At 73.2% G+C, this 12,981-nt stretch carries 7 protein-coding genes; 2 read left to right on the plus strand and 5 right to left on the minus strand.

Annotation, left to right across the window (positions count from 1 at the left end; genetic code table 11):
• The first annotated feature begins 34 nt into the window (after positions 1 to 34).
• Complete coding sequence (locus tag N4G63_RS02230) at positions 35 to 793, plus strand: class II glutamine amidotransferase (protein WP_260788972.1); 759 nt, start codon at positions 35 to 37, stop codon at positions 791 to 793.
• Here N4G63_RS02230 and N4G63_RS02235 read toward each other — a convergent pair.
• A complete protein-coding gene (locus tag N4G63_RS02235) occupies positions 755 to 4,120 on the minus strand; it encodes a VanZ family protein (protein WP_314599297.1) in 3,366 nt (1,121 codons plus the stop codon). The two genes, N4G63_RS02230 and N4G63_RS02235, sit on opposite strands and share 39 nt — an antisense overlap.
• A 203-nt stretch (positions 4,121 to 4,323) precedes the next feature.
• Between N4G63_RS02235 and N4G63_RS02240 the strand changes: the two genes are divergently transcribed.
• Positions 4,324 to 6,036, plus strand: coding sequence for a M14 family metallopeptidase (locus N4G63_RS02240; protein WP_314599298.1), 1,713 nt, complete (start codon positions 4,324 to 4,326; stop codon positions 6,034 to 6,036).
• 30 nt (positions 6,037 to 6,066) lie between these two features.
• Here N4G63_RS02240 and N4G63_RS02245 read toward each other — a convergent pair whose 3' ends face one another.
• From N4G63_RS02245 to purB, 4 genes are all read right to left on the minus strand, one after another.
• On the minus strand, positions 6,067 to 7,074 hold the full coding sequence (locus N4G63_RS02245; RefSeq protein ID WP_314599299.1) for an MHFG family PEP-CTERM protein: 1,008 nt from the start codon (positions 7,072 to 7,074) through the stop codon (positions 6,067 to 6,069).
• 138 nt (positions 7,075 to 7,212) lie between these two features.
• Positions 7,213 to 10,491, minus strand: coding sequence for a PAS domain S-box protein (locus tag N4G63_RS02250; RefSeq protein ID WP_314599300.1), 3,279 nt, complete (start codon positions 10,489 to 10,491; stop codon positions 7,213 to 7,215).
• Between the two features lie 162 nt (positions 10,492 to 10,653).
• A complete protein-coding gene (pyrF, locus tag N4G63_RS02255) occupies positions 10,654 to 11,499 on the minus strand; it encodes an orotidine-5'-phosphate decarboxylase (RefSeq protein WP_260788967.1) in 846 nt (281 codons plus the stop codon).
• A gap of 29 nt (positions 11,500 to 11,528) precedes the next feature.
• Positions 11,529 to 12,896 carry an adenylosuccinate lyase gene (gene purB, locus N4G63_RS02260; RefSeq protein WP_260788966.1) on the minus strand — a complete coding sequence of 456 codons (1,368 nt, stop codon included), beginning with the start codon at positions 12,894 to 12,896 and terminating at the stop codon, positions 11,529 to 11,531.
• Positions 12,897 to 12,981 lie beyond the last annotated feature (85 nt).

The following is a 12,981-nucleotide window of genomic DNA, read 5'->3' on the forward strand; positions in this document are numbered from 1 at the left end:
CGGCCGCGGCCTGATCCGCGAGGAGCCTGTTGCGATGTGTCAGCTGATGGGCATGAACGCCAACACGCCCACCGACGTGATGTTCTCGTTTGCCGGCCTGGCCACGCGCGCCAGCGAGCACAAGGACGGCTTCGGCATCGCGTTCTTCGAGGACCGCGGCGTGCGCCTGTTCGTCGATCCCGAGAGCGCGCTGCACTCGCCGGTGGCCGAGCTGGTCAAGCGCTACCCGATCCGCAGCAGCCATGTGCTGGCCCACATCCGCAAGGCCACGCAGGGCCAGGTGATGCTGCAGAACACCCACCCCTTCGTGCGCGAGCTGTGGGGCCGCTACTGGGTGTTTGCGCACAACGGCGACCTGAAGGATTTCAGGCCACGCCTGCACGGCAGCTTCCGCCCGGTGGGCGACACCGACAGCGAGCACGCGTTCTGCTGGCTGATGCAGGAGCTGGCCAAGGCCCATGCCAGCGTGCCCACGGTGGATGAGCTCACGCACACGCTGGCCGAGCTGCTGCCGCAGCCCGCGCGCCACGGCACCTTCAACTGCCTGCTGGGCAACGGCCAGGCGCTGTGGGCGCACTGCAGCACCCAGCTGCACTGGCTGGAGCGCAAGCATCCCTTCGGCGCCGCCCACCTGGCCGACGAGGATCTGACGGTGGACTTCGCGCCGCACACCCGGCCCGGCGACCGCGTGGCCATCGTCGCCACCCAGCCACTGACCCGCGGCGAGGACTGGGCGGCGTTTGCGCCGGGCGAGCTACGCGTGTTTGTCGACGGCCAGGCCAGCCGGCGCTGAGCCGCGTGGCGGGCCCGGCCGCGGCCCCAGCGCCGGCACCAGGCACAGCAGCATGAACAGCAGCAGAAAGCGCGGCACGTCGACCAGCGTGTCGATCAGGCCGATGGTGGCAAAGGCGCCCAGCGCGGCCAGCAGCGCGGCGCCCTCGGTCCAGCCCTCGCGCAGGCGGCGCAGCGCGGCCACCGTGCCGGCCAGCAGCAGGGCCAGCAGCGCCGCCGTGCCCAGCGCGCCCAGCTCGACATAGGTGCCCACCAGCAGCGACTTGGCATGCCAGGCCAGGTGGTCGTCGGAGGTGAAGGTCCAGTGGTCCATGCCGGTCTCGAAGCTGCCATTGGCCAGCCACTGCCGGCCCTGCGCATCGAGCAGCGAGACATCGGTGATCTCCAGCGGCAGCGGCCCGCCGTTGTGCAGGCTCAGGCGCAGCGGGCGCGGCAGGCGGCCGGGGCCGTCGGCCGGCGCACGCAGGCGCATCGACAGCTGCTGCCAGCCGCCCTCGAGCGGGGTGTGGGTGGCCCGGCTGCGGCTGCAGTCGAACGAGGCGATGATCCACTTCTGGCACAGCGCCACCTCGGGCCCACCGGGCGGGCGGGCCTTGGCGGCGGCGCTGGCCGCGGCGGCCGGCGCATCGGTCTGGGCGCGCCAGCGCAGCGTGAGGGCCAGCTCGGTCTGCGCCGGCATGTCGACCACCTGGTCGACAAAGTAGGCGTAGCCCGAGCTCAGGCGCAGTGCGCGGCCGCCATCGCCCAGCACCACCAGGCGGTGGCTGGCGGTGGGCTTGGCGCCGGTGGCGGCGGCCCGCCACAGCCACAGCTCGGCAAAGCGACCGGCGCCCATGCCCAGCAGCTGCGCGGCGGGGCTGTTGTCCACCAGGCTCAGGCCGGCGGCCCAGTGGCGCTCGCGGATGCCCACGTCGGCGTCCAGCGCCGCCAGGCGCTGCTGCGCAAAGCTGCCGCCCAGGATCGGCCAGGCCACCACCGCCACCAGCAGCAGCGCGGCCAGCCCGCTGGCCGCGCGCAGCCAGCGGCCATGGCCGGCCAGCAGCTGGCCGACCACCAGCATCAACACCGCCAGCAGCCCCGCCGCCTGGCCGCCGCGCGAGTAGGTGACCATCAGCGCGTACACCGCGCCGGCCAGCAGCGCCAGGCCCGGCAGCAGGCGCCACCACGGCGCCGGCGGCAGCAGGCGCTGCAGCATGAAGGGCAGGGCGCAGGCGATGTAGCACTCTACATAGGCGCCGCCCAGGCCCATGTCGGAGAACGGCCCCGAGATGCGGTAGTGGCTGCCGAAATCCAGCAGGTAGCTGAAGGCCAGGCGCTCGGCCAGCACCCAGGCCACGGTGGCGGCCAGGCCCAGGCTCATGCCCCAGCCAAAGGCCGCACCCACCGGCGCGCCGCGCGCCTGCAGCCGGCGGCCCAGCAGGTACAACAGGCCTGCCCACAGCGCGCCCTTGGCCACGCGCAGGGCATTGAACGGGCTCATGGGCTGGGCGAAGGCATCCACCGGCAGGCCGGGCCACGGCCACAGCGTGCGCGCCACGCCGATGGCCATCACCAGCAGCACGGCGGCCAGCGCCCAGCTGCTGGCCGAGGCCGCGGGCCGCTGCGCGCGCGGCATCGGCGGCAGGCGCGCCCAGGCCACGGCCAGGCCCAGCGCCAGCAGCGCGTCGAACTCGTCGGCGAAGCGGCGCCCGCTCCACGGCGCCAGGTCGAGCACCGGCAGTGCGGCCGGCACCAGCACGAACAACGCCACCGGGCGCCAGCTCACCAGCAGCGCGGCAGCCAGCAGCAGCCCGCCCAGCGCCAGCGCCTGAAACGGGAAACCCAGCAGCCAAAAGGCGCAGCCGGCGGCCACCGCCAGCGGCATCAGCCAGCGCCAGCGCGAGGCGGGTGGCCCGGCCACCCGCGCTGGCAGGGGCAGGGGCGCGGCAGCGGCAGCGGCAGCGGCTTGCGCAGCCGACACAGGCCGGGGCGGCGAGGCTGGCGCGTTGGCGGGGGCTGCGATTGCGGTTGCGGCTGGGGTTGGGGTTGGGGCCGCCGCCAGCCCGGCCAGGCGGGTAAGCAGCCAGCGCGCCAGCGCGGCGGCGGCCGCGGCGATCAGCAGATTGCTGGGCTCGGGGTGGGTGTCGGGCAGCAGCAGGCGGCCCAGCTCCACCGCCAGCGCCAGCAGCGCGGCCAGCGCCGGGGCCAGCAGGGCCGGCAGCCGCCAGGCCCAGCCCAGCACACCCACCGGGCCGTAGCCCAGCAGCGCCACCAGCAGGCTGAACAGCGCATGCGTCTCGGTGCTGTAGTAGTGGTAGTAGAGCGGCAGCAGGCGCAGCGCCTGCCAGCGCGCGCCGGCGCCGTCCCAGTCGGCCTGGGCCAGGCCGGCCCAGCCGTAGGCCAGGGCCAGCAGCGGCAGGTGGGCCAGCAGCAGCAGCGGCGTGGCGCGCCGCAGCAGCGGCTGGCCTTGCGCCAGCGTCAGCCCCTGCAGGCGCGGGGCCAGCGCGGCGCCCAGGGCCACGCCAGCCGCCCGCGTGAGCACCGAGGCGCCCTGGCTCACGCCCGAGGCGATGGCCAGCTGGCTCAGCTCGATGGCCAGGCCCACGGCCGCGCCCAGCAGCAGCGGCGGCAGCAGGCGTGGCCGGCGCTGTGCCGCGCCGCGGCGCGTGGCCAGCCACAGGCCCACCGGCGCCAGGGCCAGGGCCTCCACCAGCAGCTGGCCCAGCCGCAGCGGCCAGGCGCGCGCGGCCCCGCCCGGCGCCAGCCAGGCGCCGATCAGATCGCTGTGCCAGCGCGTCTGCCATTCGGCGGCGCTGAGCAGCAGATCGAACGGAAACAGCGCCAGCAGCCACAGCAGGGCCAGGTAGGCCGTGCCCAGCCAGGGCCACAGCGCGGGCGTGGCACCGCGCTGCACGGCCTGCCGAACGGGCTGCCACAGGCGCTGCAGCCGGCCCGTGGCGGCCACCACCGCCAGCAGCGCGCCCAGGCCGGCGCCGATGGCCTCGGCCAACAGATCGTTGCGCGACACGGTGCGCGGCGGAAAAAACAGCTGCGCAAACTCCACCAGCGTGGCCAGGCCCAGCGCCAGCAGCCAGGCCAGCGTGGCCGGCCCCAGGCCCGGCCGGCGGCCGCCGGCCAGGGCCAGCGTGCCCAGCAGACCCAGCGGCAGGTAGAGCACGCCGTTGGCGATCCAGTCGGCGCGCTGCTGCACGCCCAGCTGCAGCATCGGGATCTGGCTGAAGCGCAGCCAGGCCTCGTCGAGCGGCAGGGCGCGCCATTCCCAGGGCACCAGGCTGCCATAGACCACGAAGGCCGCCCACAGCGCCCAGCTCAGCCCGGGCGGCGGCAACGCCGCCGCATTCGGAGGCCCCAGGTGGGGAACAGCAGACCGGGGCACAGGCAGTGGGCAGGCGGCGAAGTGGCGAATCAGTCTAGCGCAGCACCATGACCCCACCCCCGCACCGCGGGGGTGGGGTCGGCCCGGGCACCGTCCTGGGCGCCGGCCACCCTCTGCGACACTCGTTCACCGTTTTTTCAGCACTGATGCAGTCCATGACCGCTGTCTCCGTCGCCCCCGCACTGCCCACACCCCGCTTCGACAGCTTCTACCGCCACGCCGAGCTGACGCGGCTGCTGCAGGACTACGCCGCCGCGCGGCCGCAGCTGGTGCAGCTGGCCTCGCTGGGCAAGAGCCACGAGGGCCGCGACATCTGGCTGCTGACGATCACCAACATGGCCACCGGCCCGGCCGACGACAAGCCGGCGATCTGGGTTGACGGCAACATCCACGCCGCCGAGCTGACCGCCAGCACCGCCTGCCTGTACTGGCTGCACCAGCTGCTGGTGGCCCATGGCAGCGACGCCGCGGTGACGCGCCTGCTCGACACCCGTGCCGTGTACCTGTGCCCGCGCCTGAACCCCGACGGCGCCGAGCTGGCGCTGGCCGACAAGCCGCGCTACATCCGCAGCTCGACCCGGCCCTACCCCTGGGACGAGCAGCCGGTGGACGGCCTCACGGTGCAGGACATGGACGGCGACGGCCGCATCCTGCACATGCGCATCGCCGATCCGCACGGCCCCTGGAAGGCCCACCCCGACGAGCCGCGGTTGATGGTGCCGCGCGAGCCGGGCGACTTCGGCGGCCAGTACTGGCGCATCATGCCCGAGGGCTCGCTGACCCACTTTGACGGCCTGCAGGTCAAGGTCAACCCCGACCGCGAAGGCCTGGACCTGAACCGCAACTTCCCGTCGCTGTGGCGCCAGGAGTTCCAGCAGACCGGTGCCGGCCCCTACCCGACCAGCGAGCCCGAGGTGCGGGCCATGGTCGACTTCATCGTCAAGCACCCCAACATCGGTGCGGCGGTGAGCTTCCACACGCATTCCGGCGTCATCCTGCGGCCCATGGGCACCGAGAAGGACGACGACATGACGCCCGAAGATCTGTGGATGATCAAGCGGCTGTCGGCCATCGGCGAGAAGCTCACCGGCTACCCCTCGGTGAGCATCTTCCACGACTTCAAGTACCACCCCAAGGAGGTGGTCACCGGCACGCAGGACTGGCTGTACGAGCACCTGGGCGCGCTGTTCTGGACGGTGGAGCTGTGGGCGCCCAACCGCGAGGCCGGCATCACCGACTACGACTTCATCCACTGGTACCGCGACCACCCGGTGGAAGACGACCTGAAGCTGCTGCACTGGAGCGACACGGTGTGCGGCGGCCAGGCGCATGTGAACTGGTATCCCTACCGCCACCCGCAGCTGGGCATGGTGGAGCTGGGGGGCTGGGACCGCCTGAACTACTGGCGCAACCCGCCGCCCGCGCTGCGCGAGAAGGAGGTGGCGCGCTTTCCGGCCTGGCTGAACCAGATCGCGCTGTCGCTGCCCAAGCTGGAGGTGCTGCGCACCGAGGTGCGCTCGCTCGGCGGCGACAGCTGGCGCATCCGCTTCGCGGTGGCCAACTCGGGTTACCTGCCCAGCTACGTGACCCAGCGCGCGCAGGAGCGCAAGGTGGTGCGCGGCCTGGTCATCGAGCTGCACCTGCCCGAGGGCGTGACGCTGCAGACCGGCAAGCGCCGGGTCGAGGCCGGCCCGCTGGAAGGCCATGCGGCCAAGAACTCGCTGCAGGCCTTTCTGCCCACGCGCCAGATCACCGGCGACCGCGCGGTGGCCGAGTGGGTTGTCAGCGCCCCGCGCGGCACGCGCATCGCCCTCACCGCCGTGGCCGACCGCGCCGGCACGGTGCGCACCGAGGTCACGCTCGACTGAAGCGCGGCTGAGCGGCTGAGCGGCGGCGTACTAGGCAGCGGCGGCGCTGGGGCGCCTGCGCTGCCGCTGCTTCAGCAGCAGCAGGCCGGCCAGGCCCAGCGCCCACAGGCCCAGCGTGGCCGGCTCGGGCACCGGCGCGGCCGGCAGGCCGACCACGCCGTCGAAGGCCGGCCGGTCACCCAGGCCGCCGGGCGGCACGAAGGCGATGCCCGAGCCGGGCAGGCCGTCGTCGCTGCCGCCACCGCCTGAGGCGCCGCTGCCCGAGCCGCCGCCCGAGCCACTGACCGGGCTGCCCACCAGGCCGCCCACCGGCCCGGCCGCCCAGCCGCCGCCCGTGCCGCCGCCAGACGCCCAGCCAGCCGCGCCGTGGCCGCTGCCACCGCCCGGGCCTTCGTCGGCCTGCGGCCGGCCGATCTGGCTGGCCGCGGCCTCGGCCGCACCCGGCTCGGCGCCCAGCGCAAACGAGTCCGGCGCGGCCGCCATGTCACTGCCCAGGTCGCCGCCGGCACCGGGCCCGCCGGCCGCGCCGGCCACATCGGTGGCCGGCGCGGCCCTGGCCAGCGCCGGCGCTGCGGCCGGCGCCCCGGCCCCGCCGCCGGGTGCGGCCTCGCCGCTGGCGGCGGCCACCGCCGGGCCGTTGCGCTGGATGCGGCTGAGGTTGCGGCACACGGTGGGCACCAGCAGGCAGTGGCCGTCTTCGCAGTACACCAGGCCGCGCTCGAGCGCCTGGGCCGGCCAGCCGGCGCGGGTGACGGTGCCGCAGACCTGGCCGCTGCCGAAATGCATGTCGCGGATCTCGGCCTGGTAGCTGCCGCGCCGGCCGTCGATGCGGTCACGCCGGATCTCGACGATCTCGTCGTACTGGCGCTGCGCCATGCGCGCCTTCAGGCGGGCGCGCACCGGCGCCGGAATGTCGGCGTAGCGGTCCACCGCGGCCACCAGGTCACCGGTGAAGGGCCGATGGCCTGGGCGATCCCAGGAGCAGGCAGGAAGGGTTGCGGGCGCGGCAGCCACCGCGACCGCCAGGGCCAACGACATGATGTTCTCTTTGGAAAAGTGTGCGGTTGGTCAAAGCCTGTAACCGCAGCGTTGTATCTGGTTACAGAATTTAGCGATTTGACCACTGCACAGGGGGGCGCCACCCCCCATTCGCGTGGGGGCCGGCGCGGTGATCGGTCACACCGGTGCCGATCCTTCGGCCTGCGGCGCGCTGGCGGCTGGCGTCATCGCGCGGACCAGGGCCGCGCGCAGGCGCGCCGGGTCGACCGGCTTGGTGATGAAGTCGGTCATGCCGCAGGCGGCGGCGCGGTCGCGCTCCGAGGTCAGCGCCGCCGCGGTGAGCGCGATCACCGGCAGCTGCTGCGCGCTCCAGCGCTGGCGCAGGCGCCGGGTGGTGTCGTAACCGCTGAGGCCGGGCATCTGCACGTCCATCAGCACCACCTGGATCGGCTGGCCGGCGGCCTGCGCCGAGTCGAGCGCGGCCAGGGCCTGCAGGCCGTCTTCGGCCTGGGTGACCACGAAGCCCCAGTGCTCGAGCAGCGACACGCCGATCACCATGTTCACGGCGTTGTCCTCGACCAGCATCACGCGCACGCCGCGCAACGCGGCCTCGGCCGCCTGGCTGGCCGGCCCGGCCTGGGTGGCGGCCGGCGCGGCCGGCAGCGGCAGCAGCAGATAAAAGCAGCTGCCCTGGCCGGGCTGGCTGTCGACGCCGATCTGCCCGCCCATCAGCTGCACCAGCTGGCGGCTGATCGACAGCCCCAGGCCGCTGCCGCCGAAGCGCCGGGTGATCGACTGGTCGGCCTGGGTGAAGGGCTGGAACAGCTGGGCCAGGGCGGCCGGCTCGATGCCCGGCCCGGTGTCGCGCACCTCGAAGCGCAGCCATGGCCCGGGCGTGCCGGGCGGGCCGGCAACGCCGTGCACGTGCAGCGCCACCTGGCCCTGGCGGGTGAACTTGAGCGCGTTGTGCAGCAGGTTCACCAGCACCTGGCGCAGGCGCATCGCGTCGCCGTGCACCCAGGCCGGCAGCGCGGGGTCGAACCGGGTCTCGAAGCCCAGGCCGTGCGCGTCGGCCAGCGCGCCGTAGGCCTGCTGCAGCGAGTGCAGCAGCGCGTCCAGCGCAAAGGGCGCGTTTTCCACCTCGAGCTTGCCGGCCTCGATGCGCGACAGGTCGAGGATGTCGGAGATCAGCTGCGACAGGGTTTCGGCGCTCTCGGCGATCTGGTCGAGGTACAGGCGCAGCCGCGCCGCGTCCACGTCCGGCTGGCGTGCCAGCCGGGCCATGCCCAGCAGGCCGTTGAGCGGGGTGCGGATCTCGTGGCTGGTGCTGGCCAGAAAGGCGCTCTTGGCCTGGTTGGCGGCCTCGGCGGCGTCGCGTGCGCGGGCCAGTTCCTGCGCGGCCTGGCGGGCGCCGGTCACGTCCTCGGCGATCCAGATGGTGCCGCCGTCCACCGGGCGCAGCAGGTCGATGGCCTTGGCCGCAAAGCGCATCGTGAAGCGGCTGCCGTCGCGGCGCAAGGCCTCGCGCTCGCCCTGCACCGCCTCGCCGCGGGCCAGCGCCGGGCCGACCTCGGCGCCCAGGGCCTGGTAGTCCTGCGGGCTGGGCCACACCACCGCGCCGGGCTGCCCGGCCAGCGTGCCGGGCGCCCAGCCCAGCATGCGCTCGAAAAACGGGTTGGCCAGCTCGAAGCGCTGCGCGCGGGTGAAGGCGATGCCGATCGAGGCGTTGGCCAGCATGGCCTCGCGCTCTTGCTGCAGGCGCTGCACATCGGTGACATCGCGCGCATTGACCAGCAGGTAATCGCGGCCGTCGCGCGCCAGCCGCGTGGCCGCCAGCACCAGGCTCACCACCCGGCCGTTGGCGGCCTTGAAGTCGAGGATGTGGTCGCGCACCGCGCCGTCGCGGGTGACGCCCTGCACCAGGCGGTCGCGGTCGGCCGGGTCGCGCCACACGTCCAGCTCGACCGAGGTGCGCCCCACCACCTGGGCTGCGCTGCGGCCCAGCAGGCGGCAGAAGCTGTCGTTGACCATCACGTAGCGGCCGGTCTGCAGATCGGTGAGGGTGATGACGTCGGGACTCATCGACACCACCAGCGACAGCAGCGCCTCGCTGCGCTGCAGCGCCTGCGCCGCGGCGTGGCGGGCGGTCTCGTCGGTGAACATGGCCAGCACCGCGGGCTGGCCGTCGCGCTGCATCTGCACCTGCACCGCCTCGGCCGTGGTCAGCACCGGCTGGCCGCTGCGGGTGTGCAGGCGGCGCGCGGTCTCGGGCAGCCGGTTCGCCGTGCCGGCCAGCCGGGCCAGGCGGTCGAGCGCGTCGCGGCGCTCGCCGTCGTCCATGTGCTCGCGCAGGATGTCGTGGCCCAGCAGCTCGTCCACCCCGGCATAGCCCAGCAGCCGCGCCGCGGCCGGGTTGGCGTCGAGCACCAGGCCGTCGCGGTGCAGCACCAGCGCACTGGGCGTGCGCATGAACAGCTCCTGGTAGCGCGATTCGGTGGCCTGCAGCGCCTGCTGCGCGCGGTGCTGGGCCGTGACATCGCGCGCCACGCCCCAGAAGCCGAGAAAGCGCCCCTCGGCATCCAGGCGCGGCTCGCCGTGGGCCAGCAGGTGGCGCAGGCGGCCGTCGGGCAGGCGCCAGGTCACCGGCAGGTCGTGCATCGGCAGGTGGTCGGCCAGCGCACGGCGCAGTGCCTGGTCGGTTTCGGCGTCGAGCAGCAGCGCGGGCAGCGTCCACGGCGTCTGGCCCAGGGCATTGGGCACCGGGCGGAACTGGCGCTGCGCGTTGCGCACCTCGATGCGGCGCAGGCGCAGCTGCTCGTCCATCTCCCAGTAGGCCACGGTGGCAATGCCCAGCAGGGTGCGAAAGCGGTCCTCGCGGCGCTCGACGGTGTCGATGAACCGGGCCATCAGCCCCACCACCGCCCGCCCCACGGCCGCGCCGGTGCCGATGGCCAGCAGGTGCGCCAGCAGCATCAGGGGCATCGGCGGCATGCGGCCGGTCTGCGGTGCCAGCCAGCCGGCCCATTGGCCCAGCGCCAGCGCCAGCACCACGGCCATGGCCAGCACCACCGACAGCACGCTGGCACGCCGCGTGCCCGCCACATTGGCAATGGCCACCAGCAGGCCGAAGAACAGCAGGCCCGGCGCAGCAAAGCCCCAGTGGTTGATGGCGCTGTTGGCGCCCACCAGCAGCAGTGTGCTGACGACCATCAGCGTGAGCGCGCCGCCGGCCCAGGCCGGGCGGATGCGCAGGCCGGCCAGGCCCAGCGCGGCCATCGCCAGGTAGCTGCCCAGCATCACCCGGAAGGCGGTGGCCTCGACCCGGTCGGCCATGACCAGCACCGCCACCACCGCCAGGCAACAGGTGACGGCATAGATGCCGAACACCGTGCGCACGATCGTGTACTGCAGTGCCTGGCGTGCGGCAGACTGGTTCGTGTCGGTCAGCAGGGACATGCCGCGGTGTGAGGAGGGCCTGACGCCGCCCCAGTGTCACCGATCACGCCACGGCACCATGCTGTGGAATGCCCTCAAGGCCTTTTGGACCCTGGCCAAAGGCTGGCTGGCTGGGGGGATGGGCAGGCCAGGCGCGTGGCCTGGCGCACGCCATGCCCGCGCTCAGCGCGCCGCGTTCAGCGTGCGGCGGGTGTTGTCGGCCACCGTGCGGGCGGCGCTGGCGAAGTCGTCGCCGGCGCTGGCGTACAGCACCGCGCGCGACGAGTTGACGATGATGGCGCCAGTGGTGGTGCCGATCGTGCCGACAGTGCCGGTGGTGCCGCGCCAGCCGGCCTGCACCGTGGCCGCGGCGTCGCCGCCTTGCGCGCCGACGCCCGGGATCAGCAGCGGCAGCGTGGGGGCCAGCGCGCGCACGCGGGCGATCTCGGCCGGAAAGGTGGCGCCCACCACCAGGCCCAGCTGGCCGTTGCGGTTCCAGTCGCCAGCGGCCAGGCGGGCCACGTGTTCGTACAGAAGCTCGCCGCTGGCCAGCGGCTGGGCCTGCAGGTCGCTGCCGCCGGCATTGCTGGTGCGGCACAGCAGGATCAGGCCGCGGCCGTCGTACTGGAGGTAGGGCTCGATCGAGTCGAAGCCCATGTAGGGCGACAGGGTCACCGCGTCGGCCTGGTAGCGCACGAAGGCTTCACGCGCGTACTGCTCGGCGGTGCTGCCGATGTCGCCGCGCTTGGCGTCGAGGATCACCGGCACCTCGGGCGCATTGCGCCGGATGTAGGCCATCAGCTCCTCGAGCTGGCTTTCAGCGCGGTGCGCCGCAAAGTAGGCGATCTGCGGCTTGTAGGCCAGCACCAGATCCTTGGTGGCATCGACGATGCGCGCGCAGAAATCGAAGATGCGCCCGGCATCGCCCTTCCAGGCGCCAGGAAACTTGGCCGGCTCGGGGTCCAGGCCCACGCACAGCAGGGAATCGGCACGCTTTTCGGCGGCGAGCAGGCGGTCGGTGAAGCGCATCGTCGGGGGCCTCGGTGCAGATCCGTGAATCAGACGCGCCCGGCCAGCGTTGCCGCCAGGCCGGTGTAGCTGGCCGGCGTCATGGCCAGCAGGCGGGTCTTTTCGTCGTCGGGCAGGGCCAGCTTCTCGATGAAGCCGAGCATCAGCTCGCGCGTCATCGGCTGGCCGCGGGTGAAGGCCTTGAGCTGCTCGTAGGGCTCGGGCAGGCCGTGGCGGCGCATCACCGTCTGGATGGCCTCGGCCATCACCTCCCAGGCGCCCTCCAGGTCGGCGGCCAGCGCTTCGCGGTTGACCTCGAGCTTGCCCAGGCCGCGGCTCAGGCTGTCCAGGCCCAGCACCGCGTAGCCCAGTGCCACGCCCATGTTGCGCAGCACCGTGCTGTCGGTCAGGTCACGCTGCCAGCGGCTGACCGGCAGCTTCTGGCTCAGGTGGCTGAGCAGCGCATTGGCCAGGCCGAAGTTGCCCTCGGCGTTCTCGAAGTCGATCGGGTTGACCTTGTGCGGCATGGTGCTGGAGCCGACCTCGCCGTCCTTGAGCCGCTGCTTGAAATAGCCCAGCGAGATGTAGCCCCACACGTCGCGGCTCCAGTCGATCAGGATGGTGTTGCAGCGCGTGATGGCGTCGAACAGCTCGGCCATGTAGTCGTGCGGCTCGATCTGGATGGTGTACGGGTTGAAGGCCAGGCCCAGGCGCTCTTCCACCACCTTGCGGCTGAAGGCTTCCCAGTCGTGCGCCGGGTAGGCGGCCAGGTGGGCGTTGTAGTTGCCCACGGCGCCGTTCATCTTGGCCAGCAGCTTCACGTCGGCGATGCGCGCGCGGGCATTGAGCAGGCGCGCCACCACGTTGGCGATCTCCTTGCCCACGGTGGTGGGGCTGGCGGTCTGGCCATGGGTGCGGCTGAGCATCGGCAGCCCGGCCAGCGCATGCGCCAGGGTGCGCAGCTGGCCCACGGCCTTGTCGAGCGCGGGCAGCAGCACCTCGGCGCGCGCGCCCTTGAGCATCAGCGCATGGCTGGTGTTGTTGATGTCTTCGCTGGTGCAGGCGAAGTGCACGAACTCGCCCGCGGCCTCCAGCTCGGGGTGGCCCTTGAACTTGGCCTTGAGCCAGTACTCGACCGCCTTGACATCGTGGTTGGTGGTGCGCTCGATGTCCTTGATGGCGTTGGCATCGGCCTCGGCAAAACGCAGCACCAGGCCGCGCAGGTAGCCGCGGCCGGCCTCGGTGATCGGCTTGAACTCGGCAAAGCCGGCGTCCGACAGCGCGATGAACCACTCCACCTCGACCTGCACGCGGCGGTGCATCAGGCCGTACTCGCTCATCAGCGGGCGCAGCGGGGCCAGGCGGCCGGCGTAACGGCCGTCCAGCGGCGACAGGGCGGAAATGGTGGCAAGAGTCATGGCGCGGGCAGGGCTGAAGACGCCTGGCCGGCACGCCCGCCCCGCGGGCCTGTGGCTGGGGGCAAACGCGCCGGTCTCGGCGTGG

It is taken from the genome of Aquabacterium sp. OR-4 (assembly GCF_025290835.2).
In the GTDB taxonomy this organism is placed as follows: Bacteria; Pseudomonadota; Gammaproteobacteria; order Burkholderiales; family Burkholderiaceae_C; genus Pseudaquabacterium.

What these genes read in the sequence shown, in the direction of transcription:
- N4G63_RS02230 (WP_260788972.1), top strand. Translation starts at nt 35, where the DNA reads ATGTGTCAGCTGATGGGCATGAACGCCAACACGCCCACCGACGTGATG.
- N4G63_RS02240 (WP_314599298.1), top strand. Translation starts at nt 4,324, where the DNA reads ATGACCGCTGTCTCCGTCGCCCCCGCACTGCCCACACCCCGCTTCGAC.
- N4G63_RS02245 (WP_314599299.1), bottom strand. Translation starts at nt 7,074, where the DNA reads ATGTCGTTGGCCCTGGCGGTCGCGGTGGCTGCCGCGCCCGCAACCCTT.
- N4G63_RS02250 (WP_314599300.1), bottom strand. Translation starts at nt 10,491, where the DNA reads ATGTCCCTGCTGACCGACACGAACCAGTCTGCCGCACGCCAGGCACTG.
- pyrF (WP_260788967.1), bottom strand. Translation starts at nt 11,499, where the DNA reads ATGCGCTTCACCGACCGCCTGCTCGCCGCCGAAAAGCGTGCCGATTCC.
- purB (WP_260788966.1), bottom strand. Translation starts at nt 12,896, where the DNA reads ATGACTCTTGCCACCATTTCCGCCCTGTCGCCGCTGGACGGCCGTTAC.